Source organism: Mycolicibacterium sp. SMGY-1XX, from assembly GCF_059132455.1.
Map to the genome: position 1 here is coordinate 4,713,498 of NZ_CP101139.1, position 24,367 is coordinate 4,737,864.

Sequence of the window (24,367 nt, forward strand, 5' to 3'; positions counted from 1 at the left end):
CACCTGTACGACGCCGTTGCCGCGCTTACCCTGAAGGTGTTCGATCCCATCGGCGGAAGGGACAGAAAATGTCTGCTTCAGAGCGAATGTGGGAAACGCACCGCGGTGTTCTGGTCGCAGCGGACGGATCGCCGCCGTCGACCGCGGCGATCGGGTGGGCCGCCCGCGAAGCGGCGTTGCACAGCGCGCCACTGAAATTGGTACACGTGATCTCACCGCAGGTGATGATGGCGTGGTCGGAGCCGCTGGCAATGCCCGGGTTCTCCGAATGGCAGACCACCCGCGGCCGCGAGATCCTGCAGAACGCCGAGCAGGTGGCCCGCGATGCGGGCGCCGTCGACATTGAAGCCGAAATGGTCACCGGCCCTGTCGTTTCCACGCTCATCGACCTGACCAAGGACGCGTCGATGCTTGTGGTCGGCTGCCGCGGCCTGGGGGCTTTCGGGCGCACGTTGCTGGGGTCGGTGAGTTCGGCGCTGGTGCATCATTCGCATTGCCCGGTGACGGTCATCCATGGCGAGGAGCACCGGACGGGCGCCCCGGTGGTGGTCGGTGTCGACGGTTCACCCGTTTCCGACCGGGCCGTGGCGATGGCGTTCGACGAAGCCTCGCGCCGTGGCGTCGACCTGATCGCCGTCCACGCCTGGAGTGACGCCGGAGTGCTCGACTTCCCCGGGTTCGACTTCGCGCCGCTGCATCAAGCCGAATGTGAGGTGTTGGCCGAGCGGCTGGCCGGGTGGCAGGAACGCTATCCCGATGTGCCGGTGGAACGGGTGGTGGTCTTCGACCGCCCGGCCCCGCAATTGCTGTTGCAGGCCGAACGCGCGCAGTTGGTGGTGGTCGGTAGCCACGGCCGTGGTGGGTTCGCCGGCATGCTGTTGGGTTCGGTGAGTTCGGCGGTGGTCAACGGCGCGAAGGTGCCGGTGCTGGTGGCGCGACAGTCCTAGGTGCTAGAAACGGGAGTCATGGGAACCGGAATCGTTGTAGGCGTTGATGGCTCGCCGTGCTCCACCGCCGCGCTGCGGTGGGCGGTGGCTGAGGCAGTGCTGCGGCAGGCGCCGCTGGCGTTGGTCTGCGCGGCGGTTCCGGGCCCGGTGGCCACGTGGTCGTCCGCCGGTGTGCTGCCGGCGGCGATCCTCGAGTGGCAGCGCGAAGACAGCGAGAAGATCCTGCGCGACGCGCAGAAGCTGGCCGCCGAACTCATCGGCGATGCGGTACCGATCACCACGGAGGTGGTGCTCGAAGGACCGGCGCCGGCGTTGATCGAACAGTCCCGGGACGCCGAACTGGTGGTGGTCGGCAGCAATGGCCGTGGCGCGATAGCCCGGGCGGTGTTGGGTTCGGTGAGCATGGCGCTGCTGCACCGATCGCATTGTCCGGTGGCGGTCATCCACGAGGAGTACGCGGCTGCGGACGGCCCGGTGCTGCTGGGCTTCGACGGGTCGTCCTCGTCGGAGCAGGTGACATCGGTGGCGTTCGAGGAAGCGGCCCGCCGCGGGGTGGAACTTGTTGTGCTGCATGCCTGGTGGTCGCCGGGCGCCTACGAGCTGCCGGGGCTCGACTGGGAGGCGACGCAGCCCCAGATCGATCTGGAGCTGGCCGCACAGTTGGCGCCCTTCGAGGAACGCCACCCCGAGGTCGTTGTGCGGCGGGTGGTGGTGCGTGATCAGCCGGCCCGGGAGTTGCTGGCGCACTCGGAGTCCGCGCAGCTGATCGTCGTCGGTAACCACGGCCGCGGCGCGGTGGTCGGTGCACTGCTGGGCTCGGTCAGCGGCGCGGTGGTGCAGGCGGCGCAGCGGCCGGTGATCGTGGTGCGGAAGTAGTTCGCCCGGCGCAGGAGTCACAGCTGCCCCAACTGTTCCACGGCGCAACCATGGCTGCGATTGCCCGCGTCTGTGCGACATTCGTGCGACACCACGCATTCAATTCAACCCGAAAAACGCAGTCGCCCAACGGGAAAGCATTGCCCTCGCCATGCCGACGGAGGAGCATGAATTGCGGCGGCAGCGCCGTCGGGACGCTGCCCGGTTCTCACAGGAGGCGGACATGTTCACCCGCACAACCGCAACCACAGCAGACCCCTCACGTCTCGAGGCCGGCATCAGCCACGTCCGTGAAGTCATCATGCCGGCGCTGGCCCAGTACGACGGCTACGTCGGGCTCTCGATGCTGGCCGACCGGTCCAGCGGACGTTGCATCGTGACGTCTGCCTGGGAGTCCGAAGAGGCCATGCGCGCCACCACCGACGCCGTACAGAGCCTCCGCGATCAGGCCATCGAGATGCTCGGCGGCGACCGTCCCCAGCTCGATCACTGGGAGATCGAAGTGCTGCACCGCGAGCACGATATCGCCGCCGGGGCCTGCGCCCGCGTGACGTGGGTCCGCGTCGACCCCGCACAGATCGACGCCGGCATTCAGATGTTCAAATCCTCGGCCCTGCCCGCGCTCGAAGAACTCGACGGACTGTGCAGCGTCAGCGTCATGGTGGACCGGGAATCCGGTCGAGGCGTGTCCTCGGTGGTCTACGACAGCACCGACGCCATCGAACGGAATCGGGAGAGGATCGAGCAGATCAAGTCCGAGACCACACGCAACGCCGGCGCCGACATCATCGACGAGCACGACTTCGAGGTGTGCATCGCCCAGCTGCGGGTGCCCGAATTGGTCTGAAAACTAGTAGACGGTGTAACCGCCGTCGATGACAACCACCGAGCCGGTCATGAAGGCCGAGGCGTCGGAGGCCATGTACACCACGGTCGGCGCGATCTCCTCCGGCAGGGCGTAACGCTTCATCGGTGCGTCCTCGATCCAGTGCTGGCGGAACTCCGGCCGGTCCACCGGCGCCATCTCGGTCTTGACGTAACCGGGTGCCAGTGCGTTGACCCGGATGTTGTAGGGCGCCCATTCGGCGGCCAGCGACTTCGTCAGCTGGTGCACCGCGGCTTTCGACGCGTTGTAGGAGGCCTGGAACTGCGGGCGGTTGACGATGATCGAGCTGATGGACCCGATGTTGAGGATGTTGCCGCCGCCGTGATCCTTCATGTAGGCACCGGCCCGCTGGCTGAGCCGCCACAGTGACCGGGTGTTCACGTCGAACACCAGATCCCAGTCCTCATCGGAGATCTCGAGGGCGGCCTGGTGGATGGCCAGGCCCGCGTTGTTGAGCAGCAGGTCCAGCCCACCCAGTCGTTCGACGGCACCGTCGATGGCGGCGGTGGGCCCGTCGGTGGCGGTCACGTCCACCTCGAAGGCCTGCACCCGCAGGCCTTCGTCGGCCAGTTCGGCGAGGGCGGCGGCGTTGCGGTCGACGTCGCGGGAGACGAACACGACGTCGGCGCCCGCCTCGGCCAGGCCCCGCACGAAGGCGAAGCCGAGGCCACGGTTGCCACCGGTCACCAGGGCGCGCTTCCCGGCCAGCGAGAAGGCATCAAGAACAGTCACTATTCCTCCGTTGTATTGCGGACGGCTCAGTCGCCGCCGCGGAACCTTCGGGTGGTCAACCCGTTGAGCAGGGCGGCCAGGATCAGGACGACGCCCAGGGCGAGCAGCTGGAACTGCGTTCCCGTGTTGCCCTCGAAGTACAAGATGATGCCCGCGTTGAGCCACACGATCAGCAGCGTGGCCAGCAGTACACCGGCGATACGTCCGATGCCACCGGTGATCGCGACACCGCCCAGCACGGCGATGGTGATCGCCGGCAGTGCCAGCCCATTGCCCGCCGTGCCCGCATCGGGGCGGGCCGAGGCGAACTGGGCGGTGATGTAAACCGCCACCAGCCCGGACAGCACCCCCGAAGTGACGTAGGCGCGCATTCGGGTGGCTGCGACGTCGACGCCGGCCCAGCGCGCCGCCACGTCGTTGGTGCCGACGGCGTAAAGCCGCCGCCCGTAGGTGCCGCGGCCCAGCGCCAGCCACAGCACCAGCAGCACCGGGATCAGGAAGGTGAACACCCCCAGCGGCACGTCGGGGATGTAGGCCCCGATGATCGGGACTTCGACAGAGCTGGTCAGCGAGTACAGGTCCTGGATCTGCGGGCTGTTGATCGGCTTCTGGTCGTTGATCACCATCGCGATGGACTTGTAGCCATAGTAGGTGGCCAGCGTGGCGATCAATGCGGGAAAGCCGATGTAGGCCACCAGGAATCCGTTGATGGCGCCCAGCAGCGCGCCGACGGCCACGGCCAGCAGGATTGCCAGAGGCAGCGGCCAGCCCCACTGGCCGTAGGCGAAGCCGAAGATCATGCCGACCAGCGACACCATGGCGCCCACCGACAGGTCGATACCGCCGCGGCCGGACACGATGACGACCAGCTGCGCGAAGGCCAGCATCGCCAAGGGCACGGCGTCGATCAGTACCGCCGACATGTAGTCGAAGTCGTAGTCGCCGGACAGGTATCCGGCGGTGCTCAGGTACATCAGCCATCCGACGACGATCACGATGAGGATGCCCAGCAGCACGATCCGCTGGGTCAGGACGGCCTCGAGGATCCGGTCGGCGGTGCTGCGCCGGTCCGGCTTCGGAGCGGCGGGCGGCGCTGCGGTATCGGCGGTCACAGGTCCCTCCTGGCACGTCGGCGGAGCAGATCGGTTCCGACGGCGACGATGATGAAGATGCCGACGAACAGGTCGGACAATTGCGAGGGCCAACCGAGCTGTGTGACACCGGATTTGACGGTCTGCACCAGCAGCGCGCCGAGCAGGGTGCCCAGCACCGAGCCGCGTCCACCCATGATCGACGTGCCACCGATCACCACCGCGGCGATCACCGCCAGTTCCTGGCCCGAGCCCACCGACTGGTCCAGATTGGAGGTGCCCTTCGCCAGGGTGAAGATGGACGCCAGCCCGATCAGCAGCCCGGTGACGACGTAGGCGATCAGGATGCGGCGCTGCACGCGGATGCCGGCCAGGCGCGCCGCCACCGGATCACCACCGACGGCGAAGAAGTGCCGCCCGCCGGGGGTGTGCCGCAGGTACCACCAGGCGATCGCGGCCAGGATCACCGTGATGGCGAAACTGTTGGGCACCCCCAGCGTCCGGCCTTCGATACCGCGGCCGAACCACGCCAGCGTGTTGGGCATCCCGGCGACCGGGGTGGAACCGAAAATCTGCAGCCCCAAGAAGAGAAAGAGGTTCGCGGTGCCGAAGGTGATGATGATGGCGTGCACCCGCCCGTAGGCGATGAGGGCGCCGTTGACCAGGCCGAGCACCGCTCCGGTGCCGAGCGCCACCGCCAGACACCCCCACACGGGCAGGCCCTGGTCGCGCATCAGTTTGGCGGTGATCACCGAGCACACCATGATGGCGCCGCCGACGGAGACGTCGATGCCGCCGGTGATGATGATGAACGTCATGCCGATGCCGATCAGCGCGACGGGCGCCACCTCGACCAGCAGCGGGATGATCGAGCCCGCACTGAGGAACGCGGGCGTCGCGAACGCCAGCGCGATCCACAGCACGACCAGGACGGCGATCAGCGCGATCTCGGCCGGCGTCACCGGCGAGGGCAGCACCCGGCCGCGTGTCTTGATCGGGGCCGCGGTGGGCGCGGCGTTGGGGTCCAGCGTGGTGCTCATGCCGTCGCCGATCCTTCCCGGTCCCCCGCCGCGGCGGCCAGCACGTCGGCCTGCCGGGCGTCGGGACCGAACTCCGCGGTGATGGTGCCGGCCCGCACCACCAGTAGCCGGTCGGCGATCCGCAGTGCTTCCTGCAGATCAGAGGTGACGACCAGGACGGCGGTGCCGTTGTCGGCGAGATCGGCGATGATGCGGTGGATCTCCTCTTTGGCTCCGATGTCGACACCCTGGGTGGGTTCGCCCAGCAGCAGCAGTTTGGGCCGCTCGACGAGCTGGCGGGCCAGCATCACCTTCTGTGCATTGCCGCCGGAAAGAGTTCCGACGGCTTGATTTTCGTCGGAAGCGCGGACGGCGAGGCGCTTCATCAGGTCCTTGACCACGCTGCGTTCGCGACGCCGGTCGACGAAGGCCCGTCCGAACGAAAGCCGTTGGAGGTGGCCGATCGAGACGTTGAACGCGATGGACTGGAACGAGAACATGCCCTCGGTCTTGCGATTGGCGGGCAGCAGCGCGATCCCGGCCTTTGCAGCTTCTCGCGGTGAGCGCGGAGCCACGGAGCGGCCCTCGACCACGATCTCGCCGCCGCTGGTGGTCGCCAGTCCGTGGATGCACTCGGCGATCTCGGCGACACCGGAGCCGACCAAACCGTAGAGGCCGAGGATCTCCCCGGAGCGCAGTTCCAGGCTGACGTCCTGGAAGGACCCCGCGCGCGCCAGGGACTTCAGTTCGAGGACGGGTTCACCCTTGGGCTTGGTGCGGTGCCCGGTCTGCTCCGAAAGCGCCTCTCCCACCATCAGTTCAGCGATGCGCCGCACGGTCATGTCCGCGATGGGATAGGTGCCGATGGTGGCGCCGTCACGCATGACGGTGACCTGATCAGCGATCTTGACCACCTCGTCGAGGCGGTGCGAGATGTAGATGATGGCCACGCCGTCGGCGGCCAGGCGACGGATGATGCCGAACAGGACTTCGATTTCTGCGTCGGTCAGGATGGCCGACGGCTCATCGAGGATCAGGACTCCGGCATCGCCTGCCAGCGCCTTGGCGATCGACACCTGCTGCTGGGTGGCCACCGACAGGCTGCCGACGGTGGCCGTCGCGAGTTTGGCGGGCAGGTCCAGGGATTCGAGCAGGGTGACCACTTGGTCGTTCTGCGCGGCCCAGTCGACGCGTCCGCGGGTGACGATCTCGCGACCCATGAAGATGTTCTCGGCGACGGTGAGCTCACTGAACAGCTGCGGCTCCTGGTACACCGTGGCGATGCCGAGGTTGATGGCGTCGACGGTGGAGGTGATGGACACCGGTTCACCGTTGTAGGTCACCGCACCCGCGTCGGGTGCGGTGGCACCGGAGATGATCTTGATGAGTGTGGATTTCCCGGCGCCGTTCTCCCCCACCAGCGCGTGCACCTGCCCGGGCTGGAGCTCGAAGTCGGCGTGCCTGATGGCCTTGACCGCGCCGTAGCTCTTGACCACCCCGGTGAGGGTCAGTCGAGGCTGCTGCGCCATGAACTCTCCAAAGGTTGAGATCAATTGGGCGACGCGCGTTTCCGCGCGCCGCCCAACCGAAGTGGATCAGTAGTCGAAGTCGCCGACGTTCTCGGTGGTGATCAGCAGGGGTTCACCGAGGACCAGGGTCTTGGTGGCCTCGTCCCATTTCACACCGGTGATGTCGTCGCTGACCTTGTTCTCAGGCTGGAACGGGGTGCCGCTGGCCACCTGCTGGCCGGCCCACACGGTCAGGTAGCCGAGGTTCTCGACGTTCCACAGGATCGAGCCCGAGGAGGACCCGTCTTCCAGGTACGGCGCCATCGACTTCGGGGTGCCGACGCCGACGGTGAAGACCTGACCGATCTTGCCGGCGTCCTTGACCGCCTGCGCCACACCGACGGCCGAGGTGGTGCACTGCCCGAGCAGGCCCTTGAGGTCGGGGTGGGCGCTCATCAGGTCGGTGGACATCTGGGTGCCTCGGGCCTGATCCTCACCGGAGTACACCACGTCGACCAGCTCGGCCTCCGGGTACTTCTCCTGCACGTAGGCCCGCTCGACCTCGATCCACGAGTTCAGGTTCTCGGCGGTCTCACCGCAGGACACGATGGCCCACTTGCCTTTTCCGCCCATCGCCTGCATCAGCGTCTCGGCCGTCTTGGTGCCGATGCCTTCGGCGGTGGCCTGATTGACGAACGCCTCACGCACCGAGTTGGGCGCGTCGGTGTCGGCGGTCATCACGTTGATGCCGGCGTCCTGGGCCTCCTTCATCAACGGCGCCATGGAATCAGGATCATTGGGCGCCACCACCAGCACGTCGACGTTCTGCTGGATGAACGACCGGACGATCTGCGCCTGGGCGGCGGCGTCGGCCGAGGTCGGGCCCTGGTACAGCCATTCGATATTGCCGAGATCGGCCGCCGCCTTCTTGGCACCGGAGTCCATGGCCTCGAAGTAGGGCGAACCCTGCAGCTTCGGTACGAAGGCGACCTTGATCGCTTCGCCGGATGCCCCTTCACCCTGTTCGGCGCTGGCGCCGCCGGTGGTTGCCGGAGCGGCCTCTTCGTTCTTCTTGGTACATCCGCCGGTGATCATCGCCATGGTCAACGCCACGCTGATGACTCCGACAACACGTTGGGAAATCGCCATCGATTCATCCTTCGGCCCGGGCTGAGAATCACGCGCCCACGCCGCGTCGACGTGGACTACATGCACCTCGCCCGAGACCTACCCGGGCAGGCGAACACTCGCCGCACGCGTTTCATATATCGAACTCGGCGTCGAGTGATGAAACACACAGTAAGCACCCCGTCGTGAGCTTGTCAATAACTCCTCGCCGTGTGGGCAGTCGAAAGTTGCAGTTGTCGAAGGCAACAAATCCACTACGCTTCCTCGAATGGCGGTGGCACACGAGTCGTCGGCGCGCGGCGGACGCGTCCCCGCCTTGACGCGTGCGGCTGCCGTCCTCCAATCCGTCAGTGACGCGGGCCGGCCGATGTCGCTTGCCGAGTTGACCGACGCCACCGGCTTCCCCAAGAGCAGCGTGATGGGGATCTGTCACGCGCTGGCCGACGAACTGCTGCTCTCCCGCGGTGTCGACGGCACGTACGCCCTGGGCTCGCGTGTCTTCGAGCTGGCCTCGAGTGCACGGGCGCAGAGCTGGCCGATCCATGACATCGGCTTCAGCTACCCGGTGGACGAGAGCTTCTTCCTCGCCGAAATCGGGGCGCTGCACACCGAAGCCAACCGGCTCGGCGCGCGCCTGCACGTGGAGAAGGCCAAGGAGGACAGGGCGAATCAATCCCGGCAGATCCTCGAATTCGTCGATGCCGGTTTGGATCTCATCCTCATCGAGCCGGTGGCCTCCGAGGGTCTCGAGGGCGCGTGCGCCCGCGCCCGGGCTGCCCGCATCCCGGTGGTGGCCATCGGCTCGGCGGTCAGCGGCGCCGATGCGGTGGTCGCGACCGACAACACCAAGGCCGGTTTCCTCGCCGGCTCCGCGTTGGCGAGTGCGTTGGGCGGGCGCGGACGCGTCGCTGTGGTGGGCGGCATCCCCATCACGGCCAACTCCGACCGCATCGCGGGCTTCCTGGCCGCCATCTCCCCGCACCCCGACCTGGAGGTGGCCGCAACAAGTTACGGCGAATTGGATTCCGGCTCAGGGCAACACGCCGCCGAAGAGATCCTGACGACCCATGCCGGGATCGACGGTTTCTTCGCCGCCAACGACCAGATCGCCATCGGCATCTCACAAGTGCTGCGGGGTCGCCGACTTCATGTGCCGATCGTCGGCGTCGACGGCGCGCGCAACGCCGTGGAGGAGATCCGCGCCGGCGGGCCGATCATCGCCACCGCGACACAGGATCCTCCCGCCCTGGTGCGGGCCGCGGTGGACATCGGCATCGCGCTGCACAGCGGTGCGCGCGTCGCCCGGCCCTCCCGCGCCATCACACCGCGGTTGATCGATGTGCACAACGCCGCGGAGTACGAACCATGGGGATAGACGGACCACGCACCCCCGCTGTGCACCGCGGTGTCCGTGTCCTCGATGCCGTCTCGGCGGGGACTGCCCGCACGCCCGCGGCGCTGATCGCGATGCTCGGGCTGCCGAAGAGTTCGGTCTCCGATCTGCTCGGCACACTCGAGGACGTCGGCTTCCTCGCCCGCGGAGCCGACGGTCTGCACGCCGGTGGGCGCTGGTCTTCGCTGTCCGATCCTGACGCGGTGGCCCACAGTCTGTTCCGGGCCTGCGCGACACCGGATCTCGACGGGCACACCATCTCGCTGGTGCGGCTGTTCGGCAACCAGGTGGTGTTCGTCGACGTGCATCTGGGCAGGTTGCCGCTGCCACTGACGCCGCGCCCCGGCCAACGGGTGGGAGCGGCCGCGTGTGCGGGAGCCGCCGCCATCTTGTCGTCGATGTCCGCGGACGAAGCTCTGGAGGCGGTTTCGACCGCGGCCGCGCACCTGGGTCTGGCCGACGACGACGTGGCGCGCTGCCTGCAGCTACGACCCTCACGGAAACGCAAAGTCCACGAGTTGTCGTCGCCACCGCTGGGACGCCAACTGGCCTGTTCGGTGGCCGGCACCCGGTACGCACTCGTGCTGCACGTACCCGACCGGTGGCCCGAACCGACGACGCGCAAGGCGGCGCGGGCCCTGCACGCGGCTGCCAATGACTACTAGTCGAGCGCGGTGACGATGCGAATGTCTCGCTCCACGGCGTCGCCCAGCACGGTGCACGCGCGCTGATACTCGTCGCTGTGGTAGGTGTCCAGAGCAGCCTCATGGCTGGGGAACTCGATGAGCACCACACGCACGGCAGAATCGGGGTACAGGGACGTGAATTCGCTGCTGCGAGCCAGGAATCGGCCGCCTGCCGCGGTGATGGCCGGCCCGGCGATCCGGGCGTACTGCGCGTGCCTGCTGAGATCGGAGATCGAGTGGTAGATCGCAATCCAGTACGCCATGGCCATGATCGAAGACGGTAACGGCTCAACACCCCAACCCGCTGTGGCATTTGTGCCCAGATTCCCGAGCATTCGACGTGCACAAACACCTGTTGTCCCGGCGTCTTGTGGATACTCGTCGTGTAGTCAACGCCCGCGGACGTCATGCTCGAGCGTCAGCCCGAGGCAAACCTCTCCAAGCCCGCCTCCAGCAGAGGCTGCACCGCCGTGGCAGCCTTCTCGAAACCGGCTCCGTGCGCGGCCCCGGCGCGGTACCGATGGTCGATGCCGGCTGCGATGACCGCCAGCTTGAAGTACCCCAGTGCCATGTGGGCATCCCACTGCCGCAAGGGTCGCCCACTCGAGCTCTCGTAGGCGGCGGCGAGGTCATCGGCTCCGGGCAACTCGGGACTGGTCCAGGCGCTGGACAAACCGAGCACCAGATCCAGCGCCGGATGTCGGTACACACACATCATCGCCACGTCGGCGATGGGATCACCGATGGTGGACAGCTCCCAGTCGACGATGGCGTTGATGCGGACGGCGCAACTGCCTTCGCCGAATCCGATCAGAGTGTTGTCGATCCGGTAGTCGCCGTGCACGATGCCGGTGAGCTCTTGCGCGAAATCGTTGCTCGCCAAGCGGTTCGACAGTTCCTCGGCCAGCGGGGTGAGGTCCGGATCGCCGACGTGGGTCCATTGTCGTGTCCAGCGCCTGATCTGCCGCTGGGCGTATCCGGCGGGCCGCCCGAAGTCGGCGAGTCCGACGGCGGTGTGGTCAACCGAGTGCAAGGCCGCCAGTGCGTCGAGCAGAGCACCAACCACCTCGGAAACCGTGTCGCCGTCCAGCTTGTCGATATCTGTGCGGGATTGCACCGAGACCCCTGGTGTAAATCGGCTGAGCAGGAAAGGCACCCCGAGAACGGACTCGTCCTCGCAAAGCAGGACCGGGTGCGCAACCGGTACGTCGGTACCCACGAGCGCGCGTGTGACGGCGAACTCGCGTGCGACGTCGTGTGCGGACGGAGTACGGCCCTGTCGCGGCGGTGTGCGCAGCACCCAGCTCGAGTATCCGTCGTCGAGGCGATACGTCAGGTTGGACCGGCCTCCGGTCAGCGGCGTTGCCGACAACGGTCCGGCCGGCGATTCACCGGCCTGGTGCATCCGGGCCGCAACAGCGTTCAGGTCCCCAGACGTCAGAGTGTGTCCGGCTGTCATCGCGGGGTCTCGGCGATCATCCGAATGGCACGCTTGGCAAGCGACCAGCGATGTACCTCAGAGGGACCGTCGTAGATACGGAACGGCCTGATCTCGCGGGCGATGCGCGCCACTGGCAGCTCGGTGGAGACCCCGAGCCCGCCGCACATTTGCATAGCGCGGTCGACCACGCGGTGCAGCGCTTCGGCAGCGAACGTCTTGGCGATCGAGGTGCTGGCCGAGGCTCGCTGCCCAGCGTCGAGTTCCCGGCAGGCCACCAGCAGCAGCGCGCGGGTGGCCGCCAGGTCGATCTCGTTGTCGGCGATCATCTGCTGGATCATCCCCTGATCAGCGAGCCGCGCACCGAAGGCGTTGCGTCCTGTCACGTGACGGACTGACACTTCGTGTGCGCGTCGGGCCGCACCGGTCCACCGCATCACATGTGTCATCCGCGCCGGCCCCAACCGCACCTGGGCGTACCGGAATCCCTCGTCGACTCCGCCGAGCACCTCCGCATCGGGCACGAACGCATCGGTGAACACGATTTCGCAGTGACCACCGATCATCGACTTGTCGACGGTGCCCAGGTGCCGCACGACGCGGAGCCCCTCAGTGGTCGCAGGCATCAGGAACATCGTCGCCCCGCCTGACTCTCCCGGCTCTCCGCTGGTCCTGGCCATGGTGATGAAAAACCCGGCACCATCGGCTCCGGTGATGAACCACTTGCGGCCGTTGATGATCCAGCCCCCGTCGACCTTTGTGGCACGGGTATTCAAAGCCGTGGGATCACTGCCGGCACCAGGTGCGGGCTCGGTCATGGCGAAGGCCGAGCGCACCTCGCCGCGGGCCAGCGGCTGCAGGTACTGCGCTCGTTGCGTCTCGGTGGCCACCGCGTCCAGCAGGTGGATGTTGCCTTCATCCGGCGCGGCGATGCCGGTGGCCATGGGACCGAACAGCGCGTAGCCCGCCTCCTCGAAGACCGCAGCACGCGCCACCATTCCGAGGCCGAGGCCACCGCAGTCAACCGGTGCTTGCGGTGCGAATACTCCAGCGGCACGGGCTGATTCCTGCAGCCGGACGCGAAGCGCGTCGCCTCCGGCGGCCTCGATGTCACCGTCGTACTCGTCTTCGACAGGTAGCACTTCGGTGTCGACGAACGCGCGGGTGCGTGTGAGCAGCTCGTCCAAGGTCATCACTCGCCCTCCTCTACTTGACTCGGAAGATCGGGTGACCATAGATCGTGCGATCGGCTCGTCTCCTAACACTGCAGTTCAAGACCGTATCTGTCGTTCAGTTAATCTGAACACGTGATTTCTGAGGGTGACCGTGCCGCTGAGAGAATTCGCTTCTTGCGCACCGAGCGGGGGTGGTCCATGCGGGCGCTGGCGCAGCGGCTCGGAGTCAGTGCGGCCACGGTGTGCGCGGTGGAAAACGGAACCACCGGGCTCTCACTGACGCGGCTGCAGCAATACGCCGATATTTTCGGCATGACAACGGTTGACCTACTGCAAACCAAGTCGATTCCGACCACCGATCGCCCCAGTGCCGCCGTCTCCAGCACAGATTGGCGAACCTTCACCCCATTGGACCTCGACGCGGTCACCGCCGCGGCAATCGCGACCTTCGTCGAGACGGGCTATCACGGGTCCACCATGCGCGCCGTCGCCCACCGCGCGGGGATGAGTCTGGCCGGCGTCTACCACTATTACCCCAGCAAGCAGCTGATGCTCGTCACCATTCTCGACCTGACGATGGACGAGGTCGAATGGCGAACCAGAGCAGCAACCGATGACGGGAACGACCCCTTGACCCGCCTTCGGCTCCAGGTCGAGGCACTGGCCCTGTTCCACACGTTGCGCGCCGATCTGGCCTTCATCGGTTCCAGTGAGATGCGCAGCCTCGAGGAGCCGGAGCGATCGCGAATATCATTACGTCGCAGCCGCGTTCAACATCTCATCGACGGCCAGATCCGCGCCGCGGTCGCCGAGGGGTCGGCGCACTGCGCGAGGCCCCTGGAGACCGCCCGCGCCGTCGTGACCATGTGCACCTCGCTGCCCCAGTGGTTTGACACCTCGGGGCCCACCTCAGCAGCTGATATTGCCCAGGAGTACTCCACGCTGGCATTGCGCATGATCGGGGTGGCCCCCGACCGAAACCCTCTGGGCAGCCGGCGTTGACGCCATGGCGCGCCGTTGCCGACGGCCCCTTGGCACGCCAGGCTGAGATGTCCTGGTAGACACTGCGTCATGCAGATCGAAGGCAGCGTTGTCGTCATCACCGGCGCAGGCGCGGGGATCGGTCGTGCGCTTGCCGCGGCGTTCGCCGCTGCCGGGGCTTCAGTGGTCGCCGGAGACATCGACGCGCAGGCGGCGGCACGGACCGCGGCGGATATCGGTGATCGAGCGGTCGGCGCGGGTGCCGACGCAGTATCGGCCGACGGTATCGGGGCTCTGCTAGACCTTGCCAGGTCGACATTTGGCCCGGTCGACATCTTCGTCGCCAATGCCGGAATCATCGGCGCACCCGGGCTGGGTGGCGATGACGATTGGGACCAGGTGTTGGACGTCAATCTGCGCGCACACATTCGGGCCGCCGATGCACTTCTGCCGGAGTGGACATCCCGGGGCAGCGGTCATTTCGTGTCGGTGGCTTCGGCTGCCGGGCTGCTGACCCAGATCGGCGCGGCGGGCTACGCGGTGTCCAAGCATGCGGCAGTCGGCTTCGCCGAGTGGCTCGCGATCACCCACGGCGACAACGGCATCCGTGTGACGGTGGTCTGCCCGATGGGTGTGGCCACACCGCTGCTCAGTGCCATCACCGAGTCCGAGGACCCCACCGCCCAAGTGGCGGCCAACTCGATCACCACCGCAGGTGCGGTGCTCTCGGCAGAGGATGTCGCAGCCGCCGTCCTCGACGGGGTGCGCAATGACACGTTCATGGTGCTGCCGCACCCGGAGGTATTGGACATGTACCGGGGCAAGGGAACCGATTACGACCGCTGGATCAGCGGGATGCGGCGTTACGGGCGGGCCCTGCACGGGAACGCTCGAAACTCCGCTCGATGACGCAGGGCGACTGCCCAGGGCTTGGGCGCAGATAGCTGACCATCGGGCGCTGAGACCAGAGCGCGGTCGTTGTTAACACGTATTAACAGTCTGGGAACCGGCGCGACTTGAGGCTGGGTTGGAATATTACGCGTGCGCAGAGCGGCAGAACACCAGAAACCGCTGTTGGACAACCAGAGAACCTGGTCGCCACACGGACGCTCAGCTAGCACGTGACCATACTGTTGACAACATCACACTCGGGTCTTACGTTAATGCGCAGTCACACTCCAACGCGGATCAGCTGTAGCAGCCGATCGGTCGACGCCCGGTCAGCGCTCCTGCTGGCATGCCGTGGCGTGGCAGCGCGCATTGCCTCGTATGCCATGAGTCACGGTTCGGGCGACAACGAGCGGCCAACCAGACCCAACGAAGGATCCGTGAGCACAGGAGGCCAAGGACACAGACACCTGAAGCGGCCGACCGACTTCGTCGTGACGAATCCGCCTGTTGGTATCGCACCGGGATCGGCCCGGACCGCAGGATCGACAATCCCTCAACAGTTCAGAGGAACCACCATTTCCCAGGTCGTCTCGACAGCCCAGACCTGGCCAATCCGACCGTGATTGAGAAAGGAGCAGCACTATGTCACTGCGCAATTCCCATGACTCGCGTGTTACATCCGCTGACCAGCGCGCACGCGCAGGCGCAATTCTGGCTGCAGTAATCGGATGCGTTGCCGCGTTCAAGGGCCTCAACGAGTCGGTGACACCACCGGCACTGCCGATCTTGCAGGAACAATTCCAAGTCCCCGGGTCGACGATCTCCTGGGTGATCACAGGCGTGCTGTTGACGGGGACCATCGCGGCGCCCATAGTGAGCCGACTCGGGGAAGTCTGGGACAAGCGCCGGGCGCTTCTCGGAGTGCTGGCGATCGTGTCGATCGGGACGCTGATGTCCGCCCTGTCAGTGTCCATCGAGATGCTCATCGTCGGCCAACTGTTGCAGGGCGTCGGCCTGAGTACGGTACCGCTGGCTATCGGGATCATCCGGGACACCCAGAACGAAGTTCGGACAAAGTCCGCGAACGGCATTCTGGTCGGTGCGATCTTCGGCAGCACAGCAGCCGGGACCATGATTGCCGGGCCGATCGCCGACCACCTCTCCTACCGATGGCTGTTCTGGGTTCCGTTCATCGCGCTCACCGCGTGCATGGTCGCGGTGTGGTTCTTCGTTCCGCGTTCGCTGAGATCCGATGGGCCGCGACCAGGCATCGATGCCGTCGGCAGCGTCCTGCTGGCGCTCGGTCTGGCATGCATACTCCTGGCACTGACCTTCGCCCCCAGCTGGGGCTGGCTGTCACCGAAACTGCTGCTGCTCTTCGCCGCTGGACTGGCAGCGTTCGCACTCTTCGCCCGGACCGAACTCACCGTCGTCGATCCGCTGATCGATCTGCGGCTCATGCGCAGCTTCACCGTGGTCGCCGCAACGGGCCTGATGTTCCTGGCCGGCTACTGCATCAACGCGTTTCTGATCAGTGTGCCCATCCAGATACAGCTTCCCGCGTCCACCGGCTACGGCCTGGGCGAAACGGCAACCGTCACCTCCGTCATCCTGGTCTCCGCGATGATGATCGGGTTGTCCGCCCCCTTGATCTCCGTACTCGACCGGAGACTCGGCTCTCGCGCCGCGTCAGCACTGGCCCCCATCTCGATCCTGGGCGGCGCTGCTCTGATGCTCGCGGCCGGGCACCGGGGCAACATCGTGATCATCGTCGTGGTCTCCCTGCTCATCAACTTCGGCATCTCGGTGTCGATGACCCAATCGCTGAACCTGGTGGTCACCGGCGTCCCTGCGGACAAGGTGACCGAGTTCAACGGCCTCAATTTCGCCATCCAGGCGGTTGCGGGGACGGTGGGCGCCCAGGTGTCCGGCGCTGTCTTGACTGTCGACGGAGCTGCTGTGGGCACGCCTCCACCGTGGAGCGGGTTTGCGATTGCGTGGGGGCTTTCCGGTGTGATCGCCGTTGTTGTTCTGGGGCTCGTTTTGGCGGTCCGCTCTCCGAAACCCTCTCCCCTGTAACGGTCGTTGTCTATCAGCCCCGGATGAATCCGGGGCTGATAGACAATTTCAGGTGATGGTCAAACCACCGTCCACCGCGAGCGTCTGCCCGGTGACGAAAGCGCCCGCAGCCGAGGCCAACCAGACGGCGGTCGCGGCCAGCTCGACTGGCTCGCCGGTTCGGCCGAGAATCACCCGCGGCATCTGCGCGTCGAGGTAGCCCGGCTTGTAGGAGTCGGTCATCTCCGATCGAAAGAAGCCCGGAGCCAATGCGTTGACGCGGATTCCCTTACGAGATCCCCACTGCTGGGCAAGATCTCGGGTCAATCCGATCACTCCCGCCTTCGAGGACGCGTACGCCGCCTGAGGAAGGCCCGCAGTGGTGATGCCGAGGACACTGGCGATGTTGATCACCGAGGAACCGGCTTGCATGACTCGACCGCAGGCTTGCGCCATCCAGTAGGACCCGTGCAGATTGACGTCGAGCACGCGGCGGAACTCGTCGGGGGTCTCCTTCATGGCGGGCACCGCGGTGCCCACGCCGGCGTTGTTGATCAGTACATCGACCTTGCCGAACTCGGCAACGGTCGCGTCCACCAGCGCCTGACAGGAAGCCGGGTCGGCGACGTCGGTAGACATCGGTAAAGCCCTTCTCCCGACCGCGGATACCAATTCCGCAGTATCCGAGAGCTTTTCGATACGACGCGCACCAAGTGCGACGTCGGCGCCGGCTTCAGCGAAGGCCTGCGCGAACGCTACCCCGAGGCCGGAGGACGCACCGGTGACGATGACGGCTTTGCCGTCGAGTCTGAACAGATCGAGAACGCTCACGGTGGCTCCTCTTGGTTGTCCGGTTTGGTGCACTCGTTGCCCCATTCGGCTCACAGCGGGTCGAGTGCGCGCAGATGTCGGCGACAAGCATAACCACTTCATAGCCGAAATCCGCAGTTGCACTGCAACTTCGATCACTGCGCGAATCAGGATTCGGCCTGCCGTCAGCTAGCCCGATGAGTTCGATCGCTGGGACGTGAGCGCCTGAATCGCCGCAGTTGTCATCGTCGCGACGATCTCTTCCTGGTCCAGACCTTTGTTGAGGGTGGCCACCGAGTTCAGCATCGAGAACACCGCCTGCGTCAGCAGTCGCACCTGCGGCTCAGAGAGATCCGGCCGAAGCCGAAGAACCATCGAAACCCATTCCTGCGCATACATGTTCATCTCCCGCCGAATCCGCCGGCGATCGGATTCGGGAAGGGCATGCTCGTTCTTCAGGAATATCAGCGTCCTCGGCGGATCGGCCACCACGGATCTGACATGGAAATCGACCATCGCCTCGAGCGCGGCGCGTGGGTCGGGTTCTACGTCGGCGGCACCCTGGGCGAACCTGTGAAGCTCCTGCAGGCCTTCCTCGACCACCGCGATGAGCAGCGCCTGCTTGCTCTGGAAGTGGCGGTACAGCCCCGGTCCGGAGATCCCCGCCGCGGTGGCAACCATACCGACCGTGACCAAGTCATAGGGATGGTGCAGGAACAGGTCGGCGGCGGCATCGAGAAGCAGCTTTCGTCGCGAGCCACGAGACTGCGGTTCACCGACCTGCATGGGCGCAGCCTTCCCTTTCGTGGACGCTGCTGACGATGCCATAGGTGCTCACCCTACCCGGGTATCACATTCACACTGCCACAACGACGATACCGCGTCGCAGAGGGAGGCACGGACGACTTGTTGCAGGTGAACGGCCATTTTCTCGCCGGCCGCGCAGTAACGCCGGTAACCGGTACCCAGGAGGTCATTAACATCCGAACCAGGTCGCGGCAACGTGACGGAGACGCGGATCGCATGCTCAAATTTGTTTTTTACCAGCACTATTGAGACTATCTTCGCGCCACGTCTTGACAGCCTCTGTGACTGGTCTTACGTTAATACTCATTCACATCGTGAAGGAGATGACGAAGACCGTGAGATTCATATTCATGAGCGAGGGCGAGACAGCCCCTGGCGCCTCGTACGAGCACCGTTACCGCGAACTGATCGACGAGGTGTTGCTGGCCGAGGAGGTGGGATTCGATGCGTTCGGCACCTCGGAACAGCACCTGGCCATCGGCACCGCCACCACCTCGGCACCTGAGGTTCTGTATCCGTATCTGATGGCACTGACCAGCAGAATCCGGTTCGTCCACCTGGTCACTTTGCTTCCGACGCGGATCAACCATGCCATCCGTGTCGCCGAGCGGCTCGCCACCCAGGACCTGCTGTCTCACGGTCGGGTGGAGCTGGGCGTCGGGCGGGGCAACACCACGCTTGCCTTGCGCGCGTTCGAGGTCTCGCCTGCCGAGAACAAGTCGCAGCAGCTCGAAGGCATCGAAGTGATCCGCCGCGCACTGCACGATGACGTCTTCTCCTTCGTCGGTGAACACTACAAGATCCCGCCCCGCAGCCTTGTGCCCAGAAGCATCCAAACGCCCTATCCCCCAATCCACATGGCGACCGGAAGTCCCGAATCTGTCCGATCTGCAGCCGAACTGGGCGTCGGGGCGATCGTGGGTGGCTTCTACCTGGGCTTCGATTTCGTCGAGAACATGATCCGCCTCTACGACGAGGCGCTGGCTTCGGCGACGCACACCTATCCGCTGCAGGCCGAACGGCTCGTGGCGATCGGCGGAGGCATGCACTGCGCGGAAACCCGAGAGGAAGCCCGCACCTGGGCGCGCGGCCTGAAAGAAACGGTCGGCTTGTCCACTGACGCCTATGAACGGCTGTCGAAGCTCTCCAGCGATTACCAGTACATGGGCGCGGTGAAGCATCTGGACTTCAGCGACGAACAGTACATGTTCGAAGATTCGTCCGGCTTCATCGTCGGCGATCCCGATGACTGCATCGCCCAGGTCCAGCGTTTCGCCGATCTCGGTGTCGACTCTCTGGTCATGCGCATCGACGGCCTGCCGCACAAAGAGCTGATGAAGTCGATCGAGCTCTTCGGCAAGTACGTGATCCCCAAGTTCAAGAATCCGCGTGGCGTAGCGCGTACCCCGGAAGCCATCCTGGCCGACATCCGCGCTGCCCGTCCTGCCCATTACGCCGAACGAGAGGCATTCGAGGAGAAGATGAATCAGAAGCAGCCAGCAATCAGTGGCGTCGGCACGGGTGCGGGTGAGGCCTGATGAGCACCCTCAACGGCGATGACATCTTCTCGCGTTATCCCAAAGAGTTCCTGATCGAGCGCAAACCCAACGGGGTTCTGTTGATCACCCTCAACAGGCCTGAGCACCTCAACGCGCTGACCATGCCGATGTTCGAGATGATGGGCGACATGCTGATCGACGCCGACCGCGACCCGCAGACGCGAGTGCTGGTGGTCACCGGCGCCGGTCGCGGGTTCTGCACGGGTATGGATGTCGCACAACCCGATCCATCGCTGGAGGATGCGATCGTGCTCATGGAGACCGAACGCCGGCGCATCATGGCCACGTTGAGCATGGACAAGCCGGTCATCTCGGCGATCAACGGTCCCGCCGTCGGCTGGGGTCTGTCACTGGGGTTGTTGGCCGACATCAGCATCGCCGCCGAGGACGCTGTTCTCATGGACGGGCACACCCGCGTCGGCGTGGTCGCCGGCGACCACTCGTCCTTGATCTGGCCGCTGCTCGTCGGCATGGCCAAAGCCAAGTACTACCAGCTCACCTCCGCCCGGCTGACCGGCATCGAAGCCGAACGCATCGGGCTGGTCAGTCTTGTGGAGCCCAAAGACAAGGTGCTCGAGCGCGCCCTGTCGATCGCCGATGACCTGGCGATGGGTTCGCAGCGGGCCATCCAGTGGACCAAGCGGTCATTGAACACCGGTTGGCTCACCAATGCCCTTCCGCAACAGGAGCTCTCCGCCGCATTGGAGACTCTGAACTTCGCGGGCGCCGACTATCTCGAGGCACGACAGGCGTTTCGGGAGAAGCGCCCAACGCGGTTTCCCTCCGCTCACGGCAATCAACCTGCACCGGCCCCGGAACCAGCCAACCAAGCATGACCGAGTTGTCCCTGTCTCGGATCCCGGGGGCGACATGGGTTGACCACGGCGGTGTCGTGGTCCTCACCATGGATCGGCCGCCCGCGAATGCGTTGGACCGCGCCCTCATTGTTGGCCTGGGCACGTTCTTCACCGAACTGGCAGCCCACGATGCACCTGCACCGGTGGTCCTCACCGGTGCAGGTGAACGGTTCTTCACCGCCGGCGGAGACATCAAGGAGTTGGAGGGCACCGGGCCCGCGGAGATCGAGGCGCGAATGCGTGACTTTCACGCGCTCCTCGTCGCCATGGATCAGTTCCCTCGGCCACTCATCGCTGCGGTCAACGGGCACTGTGTCGGGGGCGGAATGGAATTGGCGCTTTTTGCCGATGCTGTCCTGGCGACCCCGCACGCCAAGTTCGGCTTTCCGGAGATCAACCACGGCCTCCTACCGGCGGACAAGGGTCTGCAGCGGGCTGTACGCATCCTCGGTGCCCGCGCCGTGCGATCCATGGTGTTGTCGGGCAACTTGTTCTCCGCCGAAGAAGCCCTCGGTATCGGGTTGGCGGAACGCCTCGAGGATCCCGCCACACTGGTTGATTCGGCCATCGAGACAGCCCGCAGCGCCGCCGCAAAGGCACCGGTCCTTTACCGGGCACTGAAACGAAGCATCAACAATCCCGACGGCGGGCGAGATGAGCAGTCATTGGCCAACACGATCAGCGCCGCGAAAGCCTACTTCGAAGATCCCGTCGCCGCGGGACTGCGCGCCGGCTGGAATCGGGACAAAGTCTCGGCCCGCCCCTCACTGACACATGGTTAACAGAATCAATCTCGCCGAGGACGAAGGCAGACGATGGTGGTAATGAAGGCGTCCAGCACGGGCACGACCAGTGACGGCAGCGCCGGCACAATTCCTGTCCTGCAGAGTATCCAGAACTTCGAGGCGTCGCCGCGAACGTTCAGTCAGATGTTGGTCGATCGGGCTGCGCGTGAACCCGACGCAGTCGCGTTCGCGTCCTTCCAGGACGGCATCGCCCGTCCGACGACGTGGGGCGAATACCTCCACGAAGTCCAGCAGGTCGCGATCGGACTTCACGAGTTCGGTGTCGGGGCGGGTGATCGAGTCGCAATCATGTCCTCGACCCGTCGCGAATGGGTCATCGCCGCTCTCGCGATCCACAGCCTCGACGCGATCCTCGTCGGCGTGTACCCGACCAGTTCAGCGCCCGAGCTGGCACGAGTGCTCGAGATCAGCGAGGCGACAGCCATCTTCGTGGAGACCGCCTCAGATCTACGCAAGCTCGCCGCGATTGCTTCGAACACGCCTCACCTCCGGATAGCGGTCGGCATCGACACCGTGCCGACCGAGCTCCCGGAATCCGTACGGGCCGCGGATTGGCGGTCTTTGCAGAAGTCGGGGCGCGCTCGCGCGGCCGCCGAGCCGGATCTGTTCGGCACTCTCGCCGAACGGGGCGAGGTTGACCATCCCGCGGTCCTGTTCTGGACGTCGGGGTCCACCGGAGATCCCAAAGGGGTGGTACACACCCATCGCACGCTGCAGTACTCGGTGCTCGGGTTCGCGATGGCCTACCCGGAGATCGGACGCGTGCCCCATGACTCCGTTGCGTTCCTGGGACTCTCACATGTTGCTCCAGCGCTGGTGAACGTGTTCGTGCCGATCATGACGAAGTTGGTCGTGACCTTCTGCACCATGGAACAGCGGCTGCCCGCACTCAAGAACGTCCGCCCCACCGCTATCGTGTGGCCACCGCGCATGTACGAGAAGTTGGCCGGCGAGCTCCTCGAGGAGCTGGCGAAATCCGGGCCGCTGTTTCGAGCGCGGTACGCGGTGGCCATGACGATTGCCCGCGCCGTCTGGGCTCGACGACGGAACGGAGAACGGCTTCCGCGGTATCTGGATGCGCTCTATCGACTCAGCCTGCGAACGGTCTTCCTGCCGCTACGGGCTACGTGCGGGATGCAACGAATCGATGTCAGCTGGACCTCATCGGGGGCGATGACGCCCGAGCTTGCGGCGCTGTGGCAGATGTGGGGTGTGGACTTGCGCGAGATGTACGGCACGACGGAAACTTGCGGTCCCGTTCTGGTGCAATGGGGCCGAACCTCGTTCCCTGCCGGCACCGTCGGCAGATCTCTGCCCGATCCTCGGTGGTCCGTCCGGATCAGCAAGGAAGGCGAGTTCCAGGTGAAGGGTCCTTGTCTTTTCACCGGTTACTGGCGTGACCCCGCAGCCACCGAAACTGCCCTGGATGACGGCTGGTACGGCAGTGGCGACCTCGTCGAAATCGCACCCGACGGAGACGTCACCATCATCGGCCGCATCAAGGACGTTCTGAAGACGAGCGGCGGGAAATCTGTCAGCCCGCAGCCCATCGAGGTGCGACTGAAGGCAAGCCCACTGGTGGACGAGGCGATCGTGGTGGGTGAGGGCCGCAAGTATCTGACGGCCTTGTTGAGTGTGAGCGAAGAAGCGAAGGCGATGCCTGCGCAGGAGCGGCATGCGGCTCTCGAGGCCTGGATCGCGGAGGTCAACTCTGAACTGGCTCGACCCCTGCAGCTCAAGAACTTTCGGGTCCTACCGCGCGCTCTGTCGGCTGACTTGGGCGAGCTCACGCTCAAAGCGACCATCAGACGCGGCAACATCCTCGCCTCGTTCGCCGACCTCATCGATGAGATGTACGAAGGTCACGAACAAGATCAGATCTCGGGTCACGCTCGCCTGTCCCGGCACGGCCATGGGTGACGCAGATTCGGCGGACGAGGTGCGGATCGAGCGGATGACCAGCGACGAGGTGGCGGCCGCAGTCGCGGGTGGTTCACGCACGGCGATCCTGCCGCTGGGGGCCGTCGAACAGCACGGCCCTCACCTGCCGCTGTCGATGGACGCCGACCATGCCGACGAACTCGCCGTTCGCCTTGCCCGTGCACTCGGGGCTGCGCTGGTACTACCGACGGTCCGAGTCGGATACTCCCCTCATCACCTCGGTTTCCCGGGCACCCTGTCACTGCGACCGTCGACTCTGGAAGCCGTGTGCGAGGATTACGGCGCTCACCTGGCGGAGTCGGGCTTCGACACGCTCGTCCTGTTCTCCGCGCACATCGGGAACTACCCGGTGATGCGTGACTTCGAGGCACGCCTGGCCGCCAGATTGGCACCGCTTACGGTGATCGTCTTCCCCAGCAGCGAAGCGATCCTGGGAGCATGGCGTGACGCCGCTGAGGCATCCGGCCTCGGCGCCAACGTCGGCGGACATGCGGATATCGCGGAGACGTCGGTCATGCTCGTGTTGCATCCCGAGCGGGTGCGCTCCGACAGGCTGGAACCGGGCTATTCAGTCGACGCCGATGACGCCTTTCTCGCCCGGGTGTTTGTTGAAGGCCTCAAGGTGTTCTCGCCCAACGGGATTCTCGGTAACCCCCTCGGAGCGAATACCGCTATCGGCACAACGTGCCTCGACTCGGTCACCGGGCTGATCGTCGACTACGTCCGAAGCCGGGGCGCCTAGGTTCGTCCCCGACGCCAGGACGGTTTCCTCAGCACA

At 65.5% G+C, this 24,367-nt stretch carries 23 protein-coding genes; 13 read left to right on the forward strand and 10 right to left on the reverse strand.

The genetic code is table 11. The annotated features are described in order from the left end of the window. Window positions 1–68: 68 nt before the first annotated feature. The 3 genes from NL241_RS22675 to NL241_RS22685 all read left to right on the forward strand — a co-directional run bounded on the left by NL241_RS22675 (window position 69) and on the right by NL241_RS22685 (window position 2,670). Window positions 69–947: a universal stress protein gene (locus NL241_RS22675; protein WP_494395098.1), complete on the forward strand. Its 879-nt coding sequence runs from the start codon at window positions 69–71 to the stop codon at window positions 945–947. 18 nt (window positions 948–965) lie between these two features. Continuing rightward, complete coding sequence (locus tag NL241_RS22680; RefSeq protein ID WP_487687582.1) at window positions 966–1,823, forward strand: universal stress protein; 858 nt, start codon at window positions 966–968, stop codon at window positions 1,821–1,823. Window positions 1,824–2,046: 223 nt separating this feature from the next. Further along, a complete protein-coding gene (locus tag NL241_RS22685) occupies window positions 2,047–2,670 on the forward strand; it encodes a hypothetical protein (RefSeq protein ID WP_487687580.1) in 624 nt (207 codons plus the stop codon). 3 nt (window positions 2,671–2,673) lie between these two features. Here the strand turns inward: NL241_RS22685 and NL241_RS22690 are convergent, their stop codons facing one another. The 5 genes from NL241_RS22690 to NL241_RS22710 form a co-directional block, all read right to left on the reverse strand. Further along, complete coding sequence (locus NL241_RS22690; protein ID WP_487687577.1) at window positions 2,674–3,441, reverse strand: SDR family oxidoreductase; 768 nt, start codon at window positions 3,439–3,441, stop codon at window positions 2,674–2,676. A 26-nt stretch (window positions 3,442–3,467) separates the two neighbouring features. Continuing rightward, a complete protein-coding gene (locus tag NL241_RS22695) occupies window positions 3,468–4,553 on the reverse strand; it encodes an ABC transporter permease (protein ID WP_494395099.1) in 1,086 nt (361 codons plus the stop codon). Further along, window positions 4,550–5,572 carry an ABC transporter permease gene (locus NL241_RS22700; RefSeq protein WP_487687573.1) on the reverse strand — a complete coding sequence of 341 codons (1,023 nt, stop codon included), beginning with the start codon at window positions 5,570–5,572 and terminating at the stop codon, window positions 4,550–4,552. Before NL241_RS22700 ends, NL241_RS22695 begins: the two co-directional genes overlap by 4 nt. Further along, complete coding sequence (locus NL241_RS22705) at window positions 5,569–7,080, reverse strand: sugar ABC transporter ATP-binding protein (RefSeq protein WP_494395100.1); 1,512 nt, start codon at window positions 7,078–7,080, stop codon at window positions 5,569–5,571. The genes NL241_RS22700 and NL241_RS22705 overlap by 4 nt, the downstream gene beginning before the upstream one ends. A 66-nt stretch (window positions 7,081–7,146) precedes the next feature. Further along, window positions 7,147–8,208 carry an autoinducer 2 ABC transporter substrate-binding protein gene (locus tag NL241_RS22710; RefSeq protein ID WP_487687570.1) on the reverse strand — a complete coding sequence of 354 codons (1,062 nt, stop codon included), beginning with the start codon at window positions 8,206–8,208 and terminating at the stop codon, window positions 7,147–7,149. Window positions 8,209–8,455: 247 nt separating this feature from the next. Here NL241_RS22710 and NL241_RS22715 point away from each other — a divergent pair, with 247 nt between their 5' ends. Both NL241_RS22715 and NL241_RS22720 read left to right on the forward strand, forming a co-directional pair. Then, window positions 8,456–9,562: a substrate-binding domain-containing protein gene (locus tag NL241_RS22715; protein ID WP_494395101.1), complete on the forward strand. Its 1,107-nt coding sequence runs from the start codon at window positions 8,456–8,458 to the stop codon at window positions 9,560–9,562. Continuing rightward, a complete protein-coding gene (locus tag NL241_RS22720; RefSeq protein ID WP_494395102.1) occupies window positions 9,553–10,245 on the forward strand; it encodes a helix-turn-helix domain-containing protein in 693 nt (230 codons plus the stop codon). The genes NL241_RS22715 and NL241_RS22720 overlap by 10 nt, the downstream gene beginning before the upstream one ends. On the opposite strand, the gene NL241_RS22725 is transcribed toward NL241_RS22720, so the two are convergent. From NL241_RS22725 to NL241_RS22735, 3 genes are all read right to left on the reverse strand, one after another. Further along, complete coding sequence (locus NL241_RS22725) at window positions 10,242–10,535, reverse strand: DUF1330 domain-containing protein (RefSeq protein ID WP_487687563.1); 294 nt, start codon at window positions 10,533–10,535, stop codon at window positions 10,242–10,244. The genes NL241_RS22720 and NL241_RS22725 overlap by 4 nt on opposite strands. 149 nt (window positions 10,536–10,684) lie before the next feature. Further along, window positions 10,685–11,725 (reverse strand): phosphotransferase family protein, encoded by a 1,041-nt coding sequence (locus tag NL241_RS22730; RefSeq protein WP_494395103.1) that lies wholly within the window; start codon window positions 11,723–11,725, stop codon window positions 10,685–10,687. After that, window positions 11,722–12,897, reverse strand: a complete 1,176-nt coding sequence (locus NL241_RS22735; RefSeq protein ID WP_494395104.1) for an acyl-CoA dehydrogenase family protein — start codon at window positions 12,895–12,897, stop codon at window positions 11,722–11,724. The genes NL241_RS22730 and NL241_RS22735 overlap by 4 nt, the downstream gene beginning before the upstream one ends. A gap of 114 nt (window positions 12,898–13,011) precedes the next feature. Between NL241_RS22735 and NL241_RS22740 the strand changes: the two genes are divergently transcribed. From NL241_RS22740 to NL241_RS22750, 3 genes are all read left to right on the forward strand, one after another. Further along, the gene (locus NL241_RS22740; RefSeq protein WP_494395105.1) at window positions 13,012–13,881 is read left to right on the forward strand and encodes a TetR-type transcription factor C-terminal domain-containing protein; all 870 of its coding nucleotides are present in this window, start codon (window positions 13,012–13,014) and stop codon (window positions 13,879–13,881) included. A 69-nt stretch (window positions 13,882–13,950) separates the two neighbouring features. Next, complete coding sequence (locus NL241_RS22745) at window positions 13,951–14,769, forward strand: SDR family oxidoreductase (protein WP_487687554.1); 819 nt, start codon at window positions 13,951–13,953, stop codon at window positions 14,767–14,769. A gap of 624 nt (window positions 14,770–15,393) precedes the next feature. Continuing rightward, window positions 15,394–16,830: an MFS transporter gene (locus NL241_RS22750; RefSeq protein ID WP_494395106.1), complete on the forward strand. Its 1,437-nt coding sequence runs from the start codon at window positions 15,394–15,396 to the stop codon at window positions 16,828–16,830. 48 nt (window positions 16,831–16,878) lie between these two features. Here NL241_RS22750 and NL241_RS22755 read toward each other — a convergent pair whose 3' ends face one another. Continuing rightward, window positions 16,879–17,640, reverse strand: coding sequence for an SDR family NAD(P)-dependent oxidoreductase (locus NL241_RS22755; RefSeq protein WP_494395107.1), 762 nt, complete (start codon window positions 17,638–17,640; stop codon window positions 16,879–16,881). A 168-nt stretch (window positions 17,641–17,808) separates the two neighbouring features. Further along, entirely contained in the window at window positions 17,809–18,447 is a 639-nt protein-coding gene (locus tag NL241_RS22760) for a TetR/AcrR family transcriptional regulator (protein WP_487687545.1), read from the reverse strand. A 260-nt stretch (window positions 18,448–18,707) separates the two neighbouring features. Between NL241_RS22760 and NL241_RS22765 the strand changes: the two genes are divergently transcribed. From NL241_RS22765 to NL241_RS22785, 5 genes are all read left to right on the forward strand, one after another. Then, window positions 18,708–19,964 carry an LLM class flavin-dependent oxidoreductase gene (locus tag NL241_RS22765; RefSeq protein ID WP_494395108.1) on the forward strand — a complete coding sequence of 419 codons (1,257 nt, stop codon included), beginning with the start codon at window positions 18,708–18,710 and terminating at the stop codon, window positions 19,962–19,964. After that, window positions 19,964–20,821 carry an enoyl-CoA hydratase-related protein gene (locus NL241_RS22770; RefSeq protein WP_494395109.1) on the forward strand — a complete coding sequence of 286 codons (858 nt, stop codon included), beginning with the start codon at window positions 19,964–19,966 and terminating at the stop codon, window positions 20,819–20,821. Before NL241_RS22765 ends, NL241_RS22770 begins: the two co-directional genes overlap by 1 nt. Next, window positions 20,818–21,624 (forward strand): enoyl-CoA hydratase/isomerase family protein, encoded by an 807-nt coding sequence (locus tag NL241_RS22775; RefSeq protein ID WP_494395110.1) that lies wholly within the window; start codon window positions 20,818–20,820, stop codon window positions 21,622–21,624. The genes NL241_RS22770 and NL241_RS22775 overlap by 4 nt, the downstream gene beginning before the upstream one ends. Before the next feature lie 147 nt (window positions 21,625–21,771). Next, the gene (locus NL241_RS22780) at window positions 21,772–23,568 is read left to right on the forward strand and encodes an AMP-dependent synthetase/ligase (RefSeq protein WP_494395111.1); all 1,797 of its coding nucleotides are present in this window, start codon (window positions 21,772–21,774) and stop codon (window positions 23,566–23,568) included. Further along, entirely contained in the window at window positions 23,561–24,331 is a 771-nt protein-coding gene (locus NL241_RS22785; RefSeq protein WP_494395112.1) for a creatininase family protein, read from the forward strand. Before NL241_RS22780 ends, NL241_RS22785 begins: the two co-directional genes overlap by 8 nt. Window positions 24,332–24,367 lie beyond the last annotated feature (36 nt).